Annotated in this window: 14 protein-coding genes and 2 pseudogenes; 6 read left to right on the plus strand and 10 right to left on the minus strand. The window is 68.3% G+C overall.

The features are described from left to right. The first annotated feature begins 205 nt into the window (after window positions 1-205). Together GT347_RS12885 and GT347_RS12890 are read left to right on the plus strand one after the other, a co-directional pair. Window positions 206-519, plus strand: a pseudogene (locus GT347_RS12885) (ribonuclease domain-containing protein). A gap of 107 nt (window positions 520-626) precedes the next feature. Continuing rightward, entirely contained in the window at window positions 627-1,058 is a 432-nt protein-coding gene (locus GT347_RS12890; protein WP_160555333.1) for a barstar family protein, read from the plus strand. Window positions 1,059-1,303: 245 nt separating this feature from the next. Here GT347_RS12890 and rsmA read toward each other — a convergent pair whose 3' ends face one another. Genes rsmA through GT347_RS12905 form a run of 3 tightly spaced genes read right to left on the minus strand, consistent with a single transcriptional unit; the run spans window position 1,304 to window position 5,940 of the window. After that, a complete protein-coding gene (rsmA, locus tag GT347_RS12895) occupies window positions 1,304-2,068 on the minus strand; it encodes a 16S rRNA (adenine(1518)-N(6)/adenine(1519)-N(6))-dimethyltransferase RsmA (protein WP_160552340.1) in 765 nt (254 codons plus the stop codon). Next, window positions 2,065-3,447 carry a peptidylprolyl isomerase gene (locus GT347_RS12900; RefSeq protein WP_160552342.1) on the minus strand — a complete coding sequence of 461 codons (1,383 nt, stop codon included), beginning with the start codon at window positions 3,445-3,447 and terminating at the stop codon, window positions 2,065-2,067. The genes rsmA and GT347_RS12900 overlap by 4 nt, the downstream gene beginning before the upstream one ends. Window positions 3,448-3,507: 60 nt before the next feature. After that, complete coding sequence (locus GT347_RS12905) at window positions 3,508-5,940, minus strand: LPS-assembly protein LptD (protein WP_160552344.1); 2,433 nt, start codon at window positions 5,938-5,940, stop codon at window positions 3,508-3,510. A gap of 132 nt (window positions 5,941-6,072) precedes the next feature. On the opposite strand from GT347_RS12905, the gene GT347_RS12910 reads away from it, so the two are divergent. Next, window positions 6,073-7,167 carry an aminoglycoside phosphotransferase family protein gene (locus GT347_RS12910; RefSeq protein WP_160552346.1) on the plus strand — a complete coding sequence of 365 codons (1,095 nt, stop codon included), beginning with the start codon at window positions 6,073-6,075 and terminating at the stop codon, window positions 7,165-7,167. Window positions 7,168-7,178: 11 nt separating this feature from the next. After that, window positions 7,179-7,889, plus strand: coding sequence for a 16S rRNA (uracil(1498)-N(3))-methyltransferase (locus GT347_RS12915; RefSeq protein WP_160552348.1), 711 nt, complete (start codon window positions 7,179-7,181; stop codon window positions 7,887-7,889). Window positions 7,890-7,895: 6 nt separating this feature from the next. On the opposite strand, the gene GT347_RS12920 is transcribed toward GT347_RS12915, so the two are convergent. After that, window positions 7,896-9,383: a M20 family metallopeptidase gene (locus GT347_RS12920; protein ID WP_160552350.1), complete on the minus strand. Its 1,488-nt coding sequence runs from the start codon at window positions 9,381-9,383 to the stop codon at window positions 7,896-7,898. A gap of 103 nt (window positions 9,384-9,486) precedes the next feature. Between GT347_RS12920 and GT347_RS12925 the strand changes: the two genes are divergently transcribed. Beyond that, on the plus strand, window positions 9,487-10,308 hold the full coding sequence (locus GT347_RS12925; RefSeq protein WP_160552352.1) for a DUF72 domain-containing protein: 822 nt from the start codon (window positions 9,487-9,489) through the stop codon (window positions 10,306-10,308). A 12-nt stretch (window positions 10,309-10,320) separates the two neighbouring features. Here GT347_RS12925 and GT347_RS12930 read toward each other — a convergent pair whose 3' ends face one another. From GT347_RS12930 to metX, 3 genes are all read right to left on the minus strand, one after another. Next, entirely contained in the window at window positions 10,321-10,911 is a 591-nt protein-coding gene (locus GT347_RS12930; protein ID WP_160552354.1) for a bactofilin family protein, read from the minus strand. Between the two features lie 179 nt (window positions 10,912-11,090). Next, window positions 11,091-11,681: a methionine biosynthesis protein MetW gene (gene metW / locus GT347_RS12935; RefSeq protein WP_160552355.1), complete on the minus strand. Its 591-nt coding sequence runs from the start codon at window positions 11,679-11,681 to the stop codon at window positions 11,091-11,093. Continuing rightward, window positions 11,678-12,811 (minus strand): homoserine O-succinyltransferase MetX, encoded by a 1,134-nt coding sequence (metX, locus tag GT347_RS12940; RefSeq protein ID WP_160552357.1) that lies wholly within the window; start codon window positions 12,809-12,811, stop codon window positions 11,678-11,680. The genes metW and metX overlap by 4 nt, the downstream gene beginning before the upstream one ends. 565 nt (window positions 12,812-13,376) lie before the next feature. On the opposite strand from metX, the pseudogene GT347_RS12945 reads away from it, so the two are divergent. Then, window positions 13,377-13,933, plus strand: a pseudogene (locus GT347_RS12945) (RNA recognition motif domain-containing protein). A gap of 63 nt (window positions 13,934-13,996) precedes the next feature. Here GT347_RS12945 and GT347_RS12950 read toward each other — a convergent pair. The 3 genes from GT347_RS12950 to GT347_RS12960 are packed head-to-tail and all read right to left on the minus strand — an operon-like array spanning window position 13,997 to window position 16,072. After that, the gene (locus GT347_RS12950; protein WP_160555334.1) at window positions 13,997-14,782 is read right to left on the minus strand and encodes an SDR family oxidoreductase; all 786 of its coding nucleotides are present in this window, start codon (window positions 14,780-14,782) and stop codon (window positions 13,997-13,999) included. A 16-nt stretch (window positions 14,783-14,798) separates the two neighbouring features. Further along, entirely contained in the window at window positions 14,799-15,422 is a 624-nt protein-coding gene (gene lptC / locus GT347_RS12955) for an LPS export ABC transporter periplasmic protein LptC (RefSeq protein ID WP_160555335.1), read from the minus strand. Window positions 15,423-15,481: 59 nt separating this feature from the next. Continuing rightward, complete coding sequence (locus GT347_RS12960) at window positions 15,482-16,072, minus strand: KdsC family phosphatase (RefSeq protein WP_160552359.1); 591 nt, start codon at window positions 16,070-16,072, stop codon at window positions 15,482-15,484. Window positions 16,073-16,075: the final 3 nt, after the last annotated feature.

Consider the following 16,075-nt stretch of genomic DNA (forward strand, 5'->3'; position numbering starts at 1 on the left):
GACAAAATTTCCGGCTAGTGATTTCCGAAAGGTACTGTGCATGTTGCGAAGGTTGGCGCAAATTGCGTTTGACCTGCGGGCCGGCGCCCGCAGCACGGTTGGTTCAGCACCTCCACACGGATTCACCGGGTTTGCCGCAGCGACGCTGCTTTGCGCCTTTGCTTTCACAGGGCTGTTCACCACGACGGCAGCGGCGCGAACGCCGGTGCCACAGGCGCAATCGGCCCCGCAGGCGGGAACGGTCGGCCTGGCTGAACTTCCCCCGAAGGACAGAAGACGTATGGCTTGATCCGCTCCGGCGGCCCCTTCCCTTTCGAAAAGGATGGCGTGGTGTTCGGCAATCGTGAGAAGCAGCTGCCGCTCTATCGACGCGGCTACTACCGCGAATACACGGTGGTGACGCCACAGTCGCGCGATCGGGGAGCCCGGCGCATCGTCTGCGGCGGAGAAGCCCGCAATCCCGAACGCTGCTACTACACGGCCGATCACTACACAAGTTTCCGGGAGATCGTCCAATGATGCTCTTCCAGCCCATTCCGGTGGATAACCGGGCCGATACCCCAGCGAGTCTCGACGACCGCGCATTACAGAATTCTGGCCCCTTGAAGAAAGAAAGAGCAACGGAGATGGACACGCCACTTCGTACGAAAGAACACAACGACACGCCCCTTCGCGGCGTGCGTAGCAACATCGTGCAATCCATCCGCGCGCATCGGGTGTCGGATCTGCAGGAGGCGGCCCTGTCCATGGGCCAGCACTTCCTGTATGCCAACCTGGCCGAGGCCCAGTCCAAACAGGACGTGCTGGATCTGATCGCCAACCAGTTCACCTTCCCGTCGCACTTCGGCAAGAATTTCGACGCGTTGTACGACTGCATGACGGATCCGTTGCATAAATCGGGCCCGCAGCCCGGCTTCATCGTGGTGCTCGAACAGATTCCCGCGCATGCCAAGTTCGACAAGGAAGCGCGCGAACAGCTGCTGGACATCTTCCGCGATGCGTCGGACTACTGGGGCGACCGCAAGGTGGCGTTCCGGTGCTTCTATTCTTTTCTGTAGCCCGTTCTGCATCCACCAGCCAAGCAGAACGGGCGAACGAGGCTACGGCGCCCGAGGCCGTCTCCGGTATCGCGATCGATGCCGAATCAGAGGAAAAGATGCCGACCGACAAGCTCGTCGATGTGTCGCCGCTGGCGCTGCGCATGAGCAGCCCGTTCAACTCGGGCTACTGGCTCAACGCGGCCTGAGAAGCGCCTTCGCCGGGTGCGCCCGGCCCATGAAAAAACCCGCCTCGGCGGGTTTTTTCATTTGGCGACCGCCTGGGCCAGGGCCACGTATTCGTCGACCGATACCTCTTCGGCGCGGCGGGTCAGGTCGAAGGAATGGGCGTGTTCCCGGGCTTCCAGCCAGCGGCCCAGGGTATGTCGCAGCAGTTTCCGGCGCTGGCTGAAGGCCACCTGCACCAGTTCTTGCAGCAAAGGCTGGTTCACGGCGGCAGGCTCGGCGCGCGGGACCATGCGGACCACCGCGCTGTCGACCCGGGGCGGCGGATCGAAACTCTCCGGCGGCACGAAGAGCACGTCTTCCATGGCATAGCGCCACTGCAGCATGACCGACAGCCGGCCGTAGGCCGCCGTCGAAGGCCGGGCGACCATGCGGTCGATGACCTCCTTCTGCAGCATGAAGTGCTGGTCTTCCACCACGCCGACATGGTCGAGCAAGTGGAACAGGATGGGCGTGGAGATGTTGTAGGGCAGATTGCCCGCAACACGCAGCTTGGGCACCTCCATGCGGGCGGCCAGGGCGGTGAAGTCGACCTTCAGCACATCGGACTCGACCACGTCGAGCTGGCTGTGCAGGCGCAGGCGGATGGCCAGGTCGCGGTCGAGTTCGATCACCGTCAGGCGGCCCAGGCGCTCGACCAGGGGCTGGGTCAGCGCCGCCAGGCCCGGTCCGATCTCGACCATGGGCTGGCCGGGCTTCGGATCGATCGCATCGACGATGTCCTCGATGATGCCGCGGTCCGACAGGAAATGCTGGCCGAAGCGCTTGCGCGCGATGTGCTTCACTGCGGCACTTCTCGCAGTTCGACGTAGGCCCGGCCGCGCACTTCCTGCGCCCAGGTGGTGTAGGCCTCGTCGAGCTTCTTCTCGCGGGCGGCGGCACGCACCATGTCGCGCTGTTCGCGCTGGGTCAGGGTGTGCTTGCGGCGCTCCAGCAGCTGGATCAGGTGCACACCGAACCGGCTGACGATGGGGTCGCTGATCTGGCCGGGCTGCAGGGCCTCGATGGCTTCCTCGAACTCGGGCACGAACTGGCCGGGGTTGGCCCAGCCCAGGTCGCCGCCCTGCTTGGCGCTGCCGTCCACCGAGTTCTCGGTGGCCAGCACGGCGAAGTCGGCCTGGCCGTTGTTGACGCGGCGCTTGTAGTCGGCCAGGCGCTGGATGGCGGCGGCCTCGGTCAGCTGCGGCGTGGGGCGCAGCAGGATGTGGCGCGCGTGGTTCTGCATCACCTCGGTGGGAACGGCGCTGCCGTTGATCCGTTCCGCCACCTTCAGGATGTGGAAGCCGGCAGGCGAGCGGATCGGGCCGACGATGCCGCCGACCGGCAGGTCCTGGGTGGCTTCCAGGAACAGGTTCGGATAACGGTCGGCCGGACGCAGGCCCAGCAGGCCGCCGTTGCGGCCTTCGGGCGCGTCGGAGTTCTCGCGCGCCAGCACGGTGAAGTCGGCGCCGCCCTTGGCGCGGTCGGCGATGCCCTGGGCGCGTGCCTGCAGGCTGGCGATCTGCTGCGGCGTGGCGTTTTCCGGCACCAGCACCAGCACGTGCTGCAGGTTGATCTGCGCGGTCTCGGCGGCGTCGCCGCCCTGCTGGTCGCGGATGAACTGGTCGATGTCCTGGTCGGTCACCCGCACGCGGGATTCGACGTCGCGCTCGCGCAGGCGCAGCAGCGTCAGCTGGTTGCGCAGGTCGTGGCGGAAGCGGTCGAGCGAGATGCCGTCGGCGGCCATGCGGCGGTGCAGGCCGGCCAGGTCGGTGTTGTTCTGGCGGGCGACGTTCTCCTCGGCCTGGTCGACGGTGGCTTCGTCGATCTTGATGCCGGCCTCGGTGGCCTGCTGCAGCTGCGCCTTCTCGTTGATCAGGCGCGAGAGCACCTGGCGCAGCAGCTGGTCGCGCGGCGGCTGGGCGGCGCCCTGCTGCTGGATCTGCTGGGCGGTGCGGTCGGCCCGCATGTTGACTTCGCTGTTGGTGATCGGCTCGGAGTTGACGATGGCGACGATGTAGTCGGCCTGCTGCACCTGCGGCGCGGCCGCCGGCGGCGGCGTCAGGCTGCCCGGTGCCGTCAGGCTGTTGGACAGGCGCAGGCCCTGGGCGTTGGCGCCGGTCCCCAGCAGCGCGCAGAGCACGCCGATGGCCAGGGACAGGAAACGGGCATGGTGATTCTTCATGGTGGTGGACGCTCGTCCGTGACGATGGTTGATGGGCTGCCGCCGCAAGGCCGCGGCCACTTAGTCGTAGTTGCTGAACCGGCTCGGGGTGGCCACCTGTTCGTTGAGGAACTGGTAACGCGGGATGTTGCGACGCAACACTTCGAGGGGACTGGATCCGACTCGGGAGAAGCCGAAAAATTCGATCTGGAACAGCACGCGTTTGGTGGCGGTGGTGGTGCTGCTCTGCAGGCGTTCGAACACCACGCGGGCCACCCAGCAGTCGCCTTCGTACTCGACGCCGGCGACGGCATCGACGAGTTTGCTGTCGTACATACTGTAGTTCACCCGGCCGACGCTGTAGAAACGGCCCGGCCCCTGGCCCCGGCCGCGGCCCAGGTCTTCGCCGAAATCGCCCCAGAGGTCGTTGATCGGCCACTGCCAGCCGACGTCGATCAGTTCGCTGGTGCCGCGCTGCAGCCGGTAGGCGGCGCTGATCAGGCGGTAGTTGCTGGGGTTGTAGCGGCCGCCGACGCTGGAGCGGATCGAGCGGTCGGTCTTGGGGTTGTACTGGACGGTGGAGTCGAAGGCCCACTTCTCGGTCCAGTTGACCGAGCCGCCGACCATGATGTCGCTCAGGCGGTCGGTGGTGGGCGTCTCGCCCGGCAGGATGACGTTCTGGTCCTTGAAGCGCAGGCGCTGCGCGATGCCGAACTTGGCCGCCTCGGCGCCGGTGGCCGCGTCGATCAGGCGGCTGGTGACGCCGAGCGTCAGCAGGTTGTTGTCGGAGATGCGGTCGTTGCCGACGAAGGCGTTCTCGGTATAGATCGAGGCGAAGTTGAAGTCGCTGCGCGCCGTGTCGTAGTTGGGCAGGTTGTTCTGGTCGCGGAAGGGCGTGCGCACGTAGAAGGCGCGCGGCTCCAGGGTCTGGATCAGGCTGCGGCCGAGGAAGCTGGTGTCGCGCTCGTAGACCAGGCCGCTGTCCAGGCTGAAGGTGGGTACGGTGACCGAGGCCTGCGTCTGGTTGGTGGAAGCCAGGGCGTAGTCGAACTCGTAGTGGCGGCTGTGCAGCTGCACCTTGGGCGTGACGAACCAGCCGGGCGCCAGGAAGGGCCGGCTGATCTGGCCCAGCAGGTATTCGCGGCGCGCATTGGGCTGGTTGGTCAGCGCGGGGTTGGATTCGAACTGGGTGTAGTCGCCTTCGAGCGAGTAGTCGAAACCGTTGCTGTCGAGCTTGCTGTAGCGCGCCACCAGCTGCGGCAGGCGGTCGTAGGGCGGCACGATGGGCGAGCTGACGTCCTGCAGCACCTGCCACTTGAGCGAGCGGGCGTTGACGTAGAAGTCGCCCTTGCCCCAGGTCAGATTCAGGTCGGTGGGCAGCAGACGCTGAGTCAGCGAAGGACTGGTGCGCGGGAAGTCTTTCCAGTAGTTGTCGTCGCTCGCGCGGTTGATGTTGACGCCCACGCCGAGGTTGCCGATGGCCGGGATGCCGGTTTCCAGGGATCCGCTGTGGGTGGCCGCGATGCCCCAGCGGTCGTTGTTGTCGCGCAGCTTGTCCTCGGGCATGTAGTCGCCCCGGATCTGGCCGCGGTAGCCGTTCTCCAGGTAGCGGAACTCGCCGGCCAGGTCGATGCCGCGCTTGCTCAGCAGCGAGGGGTACAGCGTCGCATCGCGGTTGGGTGCGATGTTCCAGTAGTACGGCAGGATGGTCTCGACGCCGCTGGTGCTGTTGAGCCCGATCACCGGCGGCAGCAGGCCGGACTGGCGGGCTTCGGTCAGCGGGAAGGGCATCGAGGGGATGGCCGGCGTGCTCACGCCCTTGAAGCTCAGCACCGCGTCCTGCGCGATGCCCTGGCCGCTGCCCTGGTCCACCGCGATGGAGCGGGCGGTGATCATCCAGTCCGGCATCCAGCTCGGGCCCGGCCGGCGCTGGCAGGTGGTGTAGGTGACGTCGTGGATGACCATGTGCTGGTCGTCGATGAAGTCGATGCGCGAGGAGTCGCCGTAGGCCTTGGTGCCCAGGAAGCGGTAGCTGGCGCGGTTGAAGAAGCCCTGCATCGCATCGACCTGCAGTTCCAGCTGCGGGCCGGTGAAGACGTCGCCGGCGCGGTTGATGTAGACGTTGCCCAGGGCCTTGGCCAGGTCGTCGGGCTGGGTGTAGTCGAGCTGGTCGGCGCGGATCACCATGTCGGCGCGGCGCATCTCGGCGTTGCCTTCGACGGTGGTGCGGTAGTCGGTCTGGCCGACGGTGTGGTCGCCGGTCACGAAACTCGGCAGCCGGGGCCGTTCGGCCTCGGGGATCTTGTCGCGCAGCAGGGGTGTCCGGCGCAACATCAGGGGTGCGTCGGCCGCGGCGGCGTCGGCGGTCTGGGCCCAGGCCGCGGCGCCCTGCAGCAGGGTGGCGGCGATCAGGCTGCGACTGGCCCAGGCCGTGGCGCGCAGGGAGAACGAAGCGCGTGCCGCACGCAGCCGGGGCTTGGTGCGGGCGGACTGGGCAGATGTCGGGCTATGCATCGGAGCGGCAGGGCCGTGGCGTTTCAGGCGTACAGCAGGAAGAATCGGGAATCGGCGGGAAGCAGACGCGAAAGAACACGTCGACGGACGACGAAGCCGCCTGCGCGGACGGCTTTGTAGAATCGATTATCCATGACCCCAACCCAAACCCCGCCGGCATCGCCCGCCGCCATCGACTGGGCGGATCCGGCCCGGGCCGAGTCCTTCGCCCGCTGGCTGGCCGCCGTCGCCCCCGCCCACGGCCTGCTGCCGGCCAGCCTGCGGCCCGCCTCGGCCGACGCGAGTTTCCGCCGCTACTTCCGCATCGACGCCGCTGGCGAGCCCGCCGGCAGCGCCATCGTGATGGACGCCCCGCCGGACAAGGAAGACAGCCGCCCCTTCGTGCAGGTCGCCGAACTGATGGCGCAGGCCGGCGTGCATGCGCCGCGGGTGCTGGAGTGGGATCGTGAGCACGGCTTCCTGCTGCTCGACGACCTGGGCAGCCGCACCCTGCTCGAAACCCTGGATCCGGCCGACAGCGCAGCCGCCCTGCCCCGCTACCTGCAGGCGACCGAGGCGCTGATCGCCTGGCAGCTGTCCTCCCGCCCGGACGTGCTGCCGGTCTACGACGAGGCTCTGCTGCGCCGCGAACTGGCGCTGTTTCCGGACTGGTACCTGGGCCGCCACCGCGGTGTCGTGCTGGAGGGCCAGGAGGCCGCCACGCTGGCGTCGGCCTTCGACCAGATCGTGGCGCGCAACCTGGCCTCGCCCTCGGTCTTCGTGCACCGCGACTTCATGCCGCGCAACCTGATGGTGAACGACCGCGATCCCTCGGCGCCGCTGGGCGTGCTGGATTTCCAGGACGCGGTTTACGGCCCGATCACCTACGACATCGCCTGCCTGATGCGCGATGCCTTCCTGAGCTGGGACGAGGACATGGTGCTCGACGTCACCGTGCGCTACTGGCAGGCCGCGCGCAAGGCCGGGCTGCCGGTGGGCGACGATTTCGGCGCCTTCTACGCCGATGTCGAATGGATGGGCCTGCAGCGCCACCTGAAGGTGGCCGGCATCTTCGCCCGGCTGACGCTGCGCGACGGCAAACCCAAATACCTGGCCGACACGCCGCGTTTCCTGGCCTACATCCGGCGCACCTGCGACCGCTACCGCGCGCTCGGGCCGATGCTGAAGGTGCTGGACCGGATCGAGGGCACGGAGGCGGCCACCGGCTTCGCCTTCGGCCGCGTCTGAGTCCGCGGCCCATGCCACGCATCTTCTGCCCGCAGCCGCTGGCCAGCGGCGCCGCCTTCGACCTGCCGCCCGGCCCGGCCCGCCATGTGCAGGTGCTGCGCCTGCAGCCCGGCGACACCATCACCCTCTTCGACGGCCGCGGCGGCGAATACGAGGCCACGGTGCGGCGCATGGGCCGCAGCGACGTGGGCATCGAGGTCGGCAGCTTCGACCCGGTCGAACGCGAGGCGCCGCGCACCATCCACCTGGCGCTGGGCATGCCGGCCAACGACCGCATGGACTGGCTGGTGGAAAAAGCGGCCGAACTGGGCGCCGCCAGCATCCAGCCGCTGATGAGCGCCCGCACGGTGCTGCGCCTGTCGGGCGAGCGCGCGGAGAAGAAGGCGGCGCACTGGCAGGCGGTGGCGGTGGCGGCCTGCGAGCAGTGTGGACGCAACCGGGTACCGGTGGTGCATCCGCTGCTGACGCTGTCCGACTGGCTGGGCCAGCATGCCCCGGCGCCCGCGGTGCGGCGCTATCTGCTGTCGCTGTCGGAGCCCTCGCAGCCGCTGCGGGCCGAGGCGCAGGACGAGGCCTGTTTCCTGTCGGGCCCTGAAGGCGGCCTCACGCCGCAGGAAGAGGAAGCCGCGATCGCCGCCGGCTTCCAGCCCGTACGGCTGGGGCCGCAGATCCTGCGCGCCGAAACGGCGCCGCTGGCGGCGCTGATGCGGCTGCTGGGCTGAGCGCCCTCAGGGCATGCGTGCGATGACCTCGGCGACCGCCGCGGTCAGCCGCTTGGCATAGGGCACGTGCAGGAACTCGTTCGGACCGTGCGCATTGCTGCGCGGGCCGAGCACGCCGCAGACCATCATCTGCGCCGTCGGGAAACCCTGGCTCAGCAGGTTCATCAGCGGAATGGTGCCGCCCTGGCCGATATGGCCGCAGGGCGCGCCGAAATGCGCCAGCGAGGCGGCGTCCAGCGCCTGCTCGAACCAGGGCGCGGTGTCGGGCGCATTCCAGCCGGTGGCGCCGCCGCCGTTGAAGGTGACCTTGGCCTGGTAGGGCGCGTTGTCCTCCAGCAGGCGCTTGAGTTCCTGCACCGCATGGCCGGCATCGATCAGGGGCGGCAGCCGCAGGCTGAGCTTGAAGGCGGTGAAGGGCCGCAGCACGTTGCCGGCGTCCTGCAGCGCCGGGAAGCCCTCGGCGCCGGTCACCGACAGCGTGGGCCGCCAGGTGCGGTTGAGCAGGGCCTCCACCGGGTCGGACGTCGTCGGCAGCACCTGCAGCGTGGAGCCGCCGCAGTCGTAATGCGCCCAGGGAAAGCGCTTGGTGACTTCCTCGCCCAGGATGGCGGCGGTGGCGCGGGTCTGCTCCAGGCGCGCGGGCGGGATCTCGCAGTGGAAGCTGGCGGGCAGCAGCCGGCCGGTGGCGCTGTCTTCCAGCCGGTCGAGCAGATGGCGCAGGATGCGGAAGGACGAAGGCACCAGGCCCGAGGCATCGCCCGAATGCACGCCCTCGGTCAGCACCTCCACCCGCAGCGTGCCGCCGGCCATGCCGCGCAGGCTGTTGGTGAGCCAGAGCTGGTCGTAATTGCCGGCGCCCGAATCCAGGCAGACCACCAGGCCGACATCGCCCAGGCGCGGGCGCAGCATGTCGACATAGGGCAGCAGGTCGTAGGAGCCGGATTCCTCGCAGGTCTCGATCAGGCCGACGATGCGCGGATGGGCCGCGCCCTGGCGCTTCAGGGCCTGCACGGCGGCGATGGAGGCGTAGACGGCATAACCATCGTCCGCGCCGCCACGGCCGTAGAGCTTGCCGTCCTCGTACTTGGGTGTCCAGGGGCCGAGGTCGCTGCGCCAGCCGTTGAATTCGGGTTGTTTGTCCAGGTGGCCGTACATCAGCACCGTCTGGGTGCCGGTGCGCGGCGTGCCTGCATCGCCGCTGGAGGCGGCCACCTCGAAGAACAGCACCGGCGTGCGGCCGGGCAGGCGCACGATCTCCAGCGTCAGGCCCTCGACCTTCTGGCGCCCCACCCATTCAGCGGCGTCGCGTACCACCCGGTCGATGTAGCCGGCCGCGGCCCAGTCCTTGTCGAAACCGGGGGACTTGGCCGGCACCGCGATGTAGTCGCTGACCTGGCGCACGATGTCGCCGTCCCACTGGGCGGCGATCTCGGACTGGAGCCGGGCGGAATCGAGCAGCCCGGCGGGCATTTCACGGTGCAGTGGTGCGTTCATGGGGGAATGTCCTTCTTGGCTGGGCGCCATTTTCCGGCGCCAATCGGCAACTCTACGCCCATCATGGAATCCCCACCGCACACCTGAGGAAGCCGCCCCGCCCATGGAAACCAGGCATCGCATACGCACCGGCATCGGCGGATGGACCTTCGAGCCCTGGCGCGGCGGCAACTTCTATCCCGAGGGCCTGCCGCAGAGCCAGGAGCTGCACTGGGCCAGCCGCCGGCTGCCGGCCATCGAGATCAACGGCACCTTCTACAGCAGCCAGAAGCCCGCGACCTTCGCCAAATGGCGCGACGAGACGCCAGCGGGCTTCATGTTCTCGCTCAAGGCCTCGCGCTACTGCACCCACCGGCGGGTGCTGGCCGAAGCGGGGGAGTCGGTGCAGCGCTTTGTCTCCAGCGGCATTGCCGAACTGGGCGAGAAGCTGGGGCCGGTGGTCTGGCAGATGATGCCGACCAAGGCCTTCGATGCGGACGACATGGACGCCTTCCTGAAGCTCCTGCCGCGCCGGCAGGACGGCATCGCGCTGCGCCATGTGCTGGACGTACGCCATGCCTCCTTCCGCGACCCGGCCTTCATCGCCCTGGCGCGCCGCCATGGCTGCGCGGTGGTGTTCACCGATTCGGACAAGTTCCCGTCGATCGCGGACGTCACGGCGGACTTCGTCTACGCACGGCTGCTGATGGCCTCGGCCGACCAGCCGACCGGCTACGACGATCGGCAGCTGGACCACTGGGCCGATTGCGCCCGCAGCTGGAGCCAGGGCCACCGCCCCGCCGGACTGGACGCGGTGACCGAAGAAGACAGCGCCGCACCGGAAGGCCGCGACGTGTTCGTCTATTTCATCAACGGTGCCAAGGAGCGTGCACCCGCGGCGGCCGGCGCGCTCCTGCAGCGGCTCGGCCTGGCGCCGCTCATCTGAGTGTCCGGCGTGTCAGGCGGCGACCACCCGCTCCAGCCGCGCCGGGGAGCTTGTCGCGATGATGGCGCTGGCCGCGGCCGCGGGGCCGAACTGCACCTCGCCGCCGAGCTGCCCGCCCTCCTCGATCACCACGCTGCCGTAGCGCACATGGCCGGTGACCTTGCCGGTGGCGCGGATCACCAGGCGGGTGCGTGCATTGAGCGTGCCTTCGAAGCTGCCGCGGATCTCGGCGAAATCGACCTCGGCCGAACCCTTGAAGGCGCCCTCTTGCTCGACCTGCATGACACGGGAATCCATGGTCGCCTCGACCAGGCCCTCCACCACCAGGGTGTCGCAGTCGGTGATTTCGACGCCCTTGAGCTTGATGCGCGGGCCGACGGTGAGTTTGCTGGGATTGCCCTGCTCGGTCTTGTCGGGCGCCGCGCTCGTCGCCGATGCGGCGGCCGGCTCTCGCACCGTGGCCGTCGTGGCCGTAGCGCTCAGGGGATGGCCGGCCGCAGCGCCGGAAGGCATGGTGACGGAGGCCGCGCCGCTCACATTGCTACGGGCCAATGGTGCGTCGGACTCGCGTTTGTTTCCGAAAAAGTTCGATTGCAATGCCATGGGTACTCCGAGGTAGAAGGGAATGGCAATGCTAGGGAGCACTTACGCGCAAAGCTTCAAGGGAAATCGCAAGATAGGTAACGTCGTTTAACAGAGGCCAAAGCCCGTCCTGCACCGCGTTTCACCCGGCGGCGGCACGATATGAAGCTCCCAAACCGCAAAAGTCCCGACGCATTCATTTACCCGGGCATGGCCTCGAAGCGGAATACGGCTGTGCCCGCGCGTGCGTTTGGCAACCACCGCACCTCGCGGCCGTCCTGCAGGCCGAAGGCGTCGAGAATGCGCAGCTGGTTGCGCCGCGCCAGCGCATCGAAATCCTTGAAGGTGCCGACGCGGATGTTGGGCGTGTCGTACCACTGGTAGGGCAGGCGCCGGGTGACGGGCATGCGGCCGCGCAGGATGGCCATGCGGTTGGGCCAATGGGCGAAATTGGGAAAGGCCACGATGCCGATGCGGCCCACCCGGGCGGTCTCGCGCAGCATGGTCTCGGCATTGCGCAGGTGCTGCAGGGTGTCGAGCTGCAGCACCACGTCGAAGGCACGGTCGTCGAACAGGTCGAGGCCGTCTTCCAGGTTGCGCTGGATCACGTTGACGCCGCGCCGCGCACAGGCCAGCACATTCGCGTCGTCGATCTCGATGCCGTAGCCGGTGCAGCCGCGCTCGCGCGCCAGCAGATCGAGCATGGTGCCGTCGCCGCAGCCCAGGTCGAGCACCCGGGCGCCGCGCGGGATCATCTGGGACAGCAGGCGGTAGGTGGAGATATCGCTCATGCGGCCCCCACTTCGGCGGCAACGCGGCCGAAATAGGCGCGCACCAGGTTCAGGTAGCGCGGGTCGTCGAGCAGGAAGGCATCGTGGCCGTGCGGCGCGTCGATCTCGGCGTAGCTCACGTCCAGGCGGTTGTCGAGCAGGGCCCGCACGATCTCGCGGCTGCGCGCGGGGGCGAAGCGCCAGTCGGTGGTGAAGCTGGCCAGCAGGAACCTGGTCTGGCAGCCGGCCAGCGCGTCGGCCAGCCGGCCGCCGTAGGCCGCGGCCGGATCGAAATAGTCCAGCGCACGGGTGATCAGCAGGTAGGTGTTGGCGTCGAAATACTCGCTGAACTTGTCGCCCTGGTAGCGCAGATAGCTCTCGATCTGGAACTCGACGTCCTGCGTGGTGTATTTGTAGGCCACCGCATCGCGCAGCTCGCGGCCGAAGCGGGTGTTCATCACGTCGTCGCTGAGGTAGGTGATGTGGCCGATCATGCGGGCGATGCGCAGGCCGCGCTTGGGCACCGTGCCGTGTTCGTAGAAGTGGCCGCCGTGGAAGTCGGGGTCGGTGACGATGGCGCGGCGCGCCACCTCGTTGAAGGCGATGTTCTCGGCATTGAGGTTGGGCGCGCTGGCGATCACCACCGCATGCGCCACCCGGTCGGGATACTGGATCGGCCAGGACAGCGCCTGCATGCCGCCCAGGCTGCCGCCCATGACGGCGGCCAGCCGGGTGATGCCCAGGCGGTCGAGCAGCAGGGCTTGCGCCTCGACCCAGTCCTCCACCGTGACGACCGGGAAGTCGGCGCCGCGCGAACGGCCGGTGGCCGGATCGATGTCGGCCGGCCCGGTCGAGCCGAAACAGGAACCCAGGTTGTTGATGCCGATCACGAAGAAGCGGTCGGTATCCAGGGGCTTGCCGGGACCGACCATGTTGTCCCACCAGCCCTCGGAGCCCGGCTGCCCCTCGTAGACGCCGGCCACGTGATGCGACGCATTGAGCGCATGGCAGACCAGCACCGCGTTCGAGCGCGCCGCGTTGAGCGCGCCGTAGGTTTCATAGGCCAGGGTGTAGCCGGAAATGCTGGCGCCGCTGCGCAGGGCGAGCGGGCCATCGAAGTGCATGGCCTGGGGCTGGACGACAAATGACATGACGGAGGATCGAGGGGGCCAACGGAGAAACCGGCTTCGCTGCAACGAGGCCGGATCCGTGGGGCAACGGGCCGGTCCGTCTTTAGCAGGATTTGTTAAGCGCCCGCAAGCTGGAGCAAATCGGCGCGTGGGATAAGTATAGCGGCGCACCAGGGCGGAGCCTGCCTGCAGATTCGTGAGTGCCAGCCACCCACTGCCGCAATGCGGGAATATATACAAGGGCCCGCAAGCGCCCCTGTTTGCCGATTTGCGCACCATCACGCATCACTTATGCATGCGAGGATGCGAACCGCGCACCATGAATGCGAGTATTCCATTGCGGTGCATGGCCGGTTGAATGTGATTGCCCGCCTCGGCCCGTCCCTGGGTTATCCCGGAGCAGATACGGCTATAGGTAAAACGGCGTAATAACTGCTTGCCTTTTTAAGGAAGCTATGAACCATAATGTGCTTGCGAGCGTGTAGCGTTCGGTTCGCGGTGTTTCGTCGGGTTTGCGTAGTCGGTTGCTGATTGCGTTGCAGACTCCATCGCTTTTTTATCTCTTGTGTTTTTAGGAGTCCCTTCAATGGGCAACAAACTCTACGTCGGCAACCTGCCGTACTCGGTTCGCGACGACGACCTGCAACAGGCTTTCAGCGAATTCGGTGCCGTCACCAGCGCCAAGGTCATGATGGAACGCGACACCGGCCGCTCCAAGGGCTTCGGCTTCGTGGAAATGGGCAGCGACGAGGAAGCGCAAAAGGCCATCGAAGGCATGAACGGCCAGCCCCTGGGCGGCCGCAGTGTCGTGGTGAACGAAGCGCGCCCGATGGAAGCACGCCCCCCCGTAGCGGCGGTGGCGGCTACGGCGGCGGCGGCGGCGGCAGTGGTGGTGGTGGCGGCGGTTACGGCGGCGGCGGTGGTGGCGGCTACGGCGGCGGCGGTGGCCGCAGCGGTGGTGGCGGCGGCTACGGCGGCGGCGGTGGTGGCCGCAGCGGCGGCGGTGGCGGCAGCGACGGCGGCTTCCGCAGCCCGTACGGCTCCGGCCCCCGTGGCGGCGGCGGCGGTGGTGGTGGCGGCTACGGCGGTGGTGGCGGTGGCCGCAGCGGCGGTGGCGGCGGCTACGGCGGCGGCGGTTACTGAACCCCTGCGTTTTTGCGCAAAACAAAAGGCCCTTCGGGGCCTTTTTGCTTTCTCAGGGCGGCTTTACTCGCTGCGCCGGTGTTTGCGCGGGCGGCCTGCCAGGAGCCGGTCGAAGATCGACGTCGGCAACAGACGCAGGACAGAGGCCACGATGCCCATCTGCCAGGGGATCACGCGCCGCGCCGCGCCCGCCGCGATCACGGGAACGGCCTTGGCGGCGAAGGCTTCGGGTGTCATCAAGAAAGGCATGCCGTAGCGGTTCTGCCGGGTCAGCGGCGTATCCACATAACCCGGACAGATCGTGACCACCCGCACGCCGCTGCCGCGCAATTCGCCGCGCAGGCTTTCGCAATAGGCGATCGCCGCGGCCTTGCTGCCGCAATAGGCGCCGTGGCCCGGCAGTCCGCGGATGCCCGCCACGCTGGCCATGCCCACCAGCCGTCCGGCGCCGCGCTGCACCATGGGCGCGACGAAGGCGTGGAAGGTGGCGGCCATGCCGACCGTGTTGACGGCAAGGCTCTCGGCCAGCACGTCGATGTCGGCACGCTCGGCGGTATCGATGCCGATGCTGATGCCCGCGTTGGCGATCACCACGTCCGGCAGGCCCTGGGCGGCGATGCAGGCCCGCGCGGCCGCGACGATGCTGTCGATGACGGACACATCGGCCCGGTAGCTGGCCCAGCGGCCGGCTTCAAGACCCTGCTCGCCGGCCCAGGCGTCGATCTGCTCCTGGCGCCGCGCGACCAGCGCCAGCCGCCAGCCCTGCCGGTAATACCGAAGGGCGAGCGCCTGGCCGATGCCGCTCGATGCACCGGTGATGAAGACGAGCGGCAGAGCCTGCTGTTGGATCACGGCGGCCTCCGGCTCAACGCGCAGCAGCGCCCTGGCGCGGCTGCAGCGTGCCGTGCACGCGGCCGCGCAACACCATCACCTGCTGCAGGTTGTCGTAGTCCATGGCGTCGCCGGTGAAGACGTCGTCGCCGCGGGTGAGGATGACCGGGCGGTCCGAGCGCACCCGTTCGATGTTGGTATAGGCATGCAGGAATTCGCCGCGGAACTGCATGCGCGGCAGGGCCTGGCCGGAGCGGCCTGTCGTCGGCTCGCGGGTGACGACGGCATTGCCGATCAGCTGCACCTCCGAGCCGTCGCCGTTGGACAGGCCGCGTTCCGCCGTGGCGACGGTGATGGCCCCGGTTTCGCTGATGGCGCGGATGCGGGGCTTGTCGATCTCCAGCGTGTCGGTGTCGGGATAGTGGCGGCCTTCCACACCGAAGATCTCGCGTTGCAGCCGGCCGGTTTCATCGAAGGTCCGCACGGCGAAGTCGCGCATGAAATAGTCGGCGTCGTGGCGCGGCGGACGCACGACTTCCGGCGCCTGCACCGAGGGCGCGTTGCGCACCAGGTAGTAGCTGCCCAGGGCCAGCAGGCTCATCAGCAGGATGGGCAGGTAGATCGACAGCCGGTCGAGCACGCCGCGCAGCAGCGCCATCGGACTCGGCCGCGAACGGGCCTGCTGCGCGGGCAGGATGGCGGCGCCGCCGGTGGGCTTCATCCGGCGAAGGCCTGCAGCAGCGCGTCGTAGCGGCCGGTGGCGGCCAGCAGCAGATCGCAGCATTCACGCACCGCGCCGTGGCCGGCCGCGGCGGTGGTGGTGTAGTGCGCCACCGCACGCACCTCGGCATGGGCGGTGGCCGGCACGCAGGCGAAAGCGGCGCGGCGCAGTACCGGCAGGTCGGGCCAGTCGTCGCCCATGGCGGCCACCTGGTGCCACTTCAGGCCCAGGGCGGCCAGCGTGGCCTCGGCGGCGGGGCGCTTGTTCTCGGTGCCGAAATGCACGTGTTCGATGCCCAGGGCCGTGAGGCGCGCGCGCAGCGGACGCGAATCGCGCCCGGTGATCACCGCCGGGACGATGCCCGCCTGCTGCAGCAGCTTCAGGCCGTGGCCGTCGAGCGTGTTGAAGCGCTTGATCTGTTCGCCGCCGATGCGCGGGTCGTCCTCGGGATATTCGGCGAAGTACAGGCCGCCGTCGGTCAGCACGCCGTCGACGTCGAAGAAGGCCACACGCACGTCCTGCGCACGCAGCAGCAGTTCGGGCGCCCAGCGCTGTATGGGGGAGAGGCCAGGCAGTGTGTTGTCCATGTT

Source organism: Xylophilus rhododendri (assembly GCF_009906855.1).
Taxonomy (GTDB): domain Bacteria; phylum Pseudomonadota; class Gammaproteobacteria; order Burkholderiales; family Burkholderiaceae_C; genus Xylophilus; species Xylophilus rhododendri.

What these genes read in the sequence shown, in the direction of transcription:
- GT347_RS12905 (WP_160552344.1), bottom strand. Translation starts at nt 5,940, where the DNA reads ATGCATAGCCCGACATCTGCCCAGTCCGCCCGCACCAAGCCCCGGCTG.
- GT347_RS12915 (WP_160552348.1), top strand. Translation starts at nt 7,179, where the DNA reads ATGCCACGCATCTTCTGCCCGCAGCCGCTGGCCAGCGGCGCCGCCTTC.
- metW (WP_160552355.1), bottom strand. Translation starts at nt 11,681, where the DNA reads ATGAGCGATATCTCCACCTACCGCCTGCTGTCCCAGATGATCCCGCGC.
- lptC (WP_160555335.1), bottom strand. Translation starts at nt 15,422, where the DNA reads ATGGCGCTGCTGCGCGGCGTGCTCGACCGGCTGTCGATCTACCTGCCC.
- GT347_RS12910 (WP_160552346.1), top strand. Translation starts at nt 6,073, where the DNA reads ATGACCCCAACCCAAACCCCGCCGGCATCGCCCGCCGCCATCGACTGG.
- GT347_RS12890 (WP_160555333.1), top strand. Translation starts at nt 627, where the DNA reads ATGGACACGCCACTTCGTACGAAAGAACACAACGACACGCCCCTTCGC.
- GT347_RS12925 (WP_160552352.1), top strand. Translation starts at nt 9,487, where the DNA reads ATGGAAACCAGGCATCGCATACGCACCGGCATCGGCGGATGGACCTTC.
- GT347_RS12920 (WP_160552350.1), bottom strand. Translation starts at nt 9,383, where the DNA reads ATGAACGCACCACTGCACCGTGAAATGCCCGCCGGGCTGCTCGATTCC.
- GT347_RS12960 (WP_160552359.1), bottom strand. Translation starts at nt 16,072, where the DNA reads ATGGACAACACACTGCCTGGCCTCTCCCCCATACAGCGCTGGGCGCCC.
- GT347_RS12900 (WP_160552342.1), bottom strand. Translation starts at nt 3,447, where the DNA reads ATGAAGAATCACCATGCCCGTTTCCTGTCCCTGGCCATCGGCGTGCTC.
- GT347_RS12930 (WP_160552354.1), bottom strand. Translation starts at nt 10,911, where the DNA reads ATGGCATTGCAATCGAACTTTTTCGGAAACAAACGCGAGTCCGACGCA.
- metX (WP_160552357.1), bottom strand. Translation starts at nt 12,811, where the DNA reads ATGTCATTTGTCGTCCAGCCCCAGGCCATGCACTTCGATGGCCCGCTC.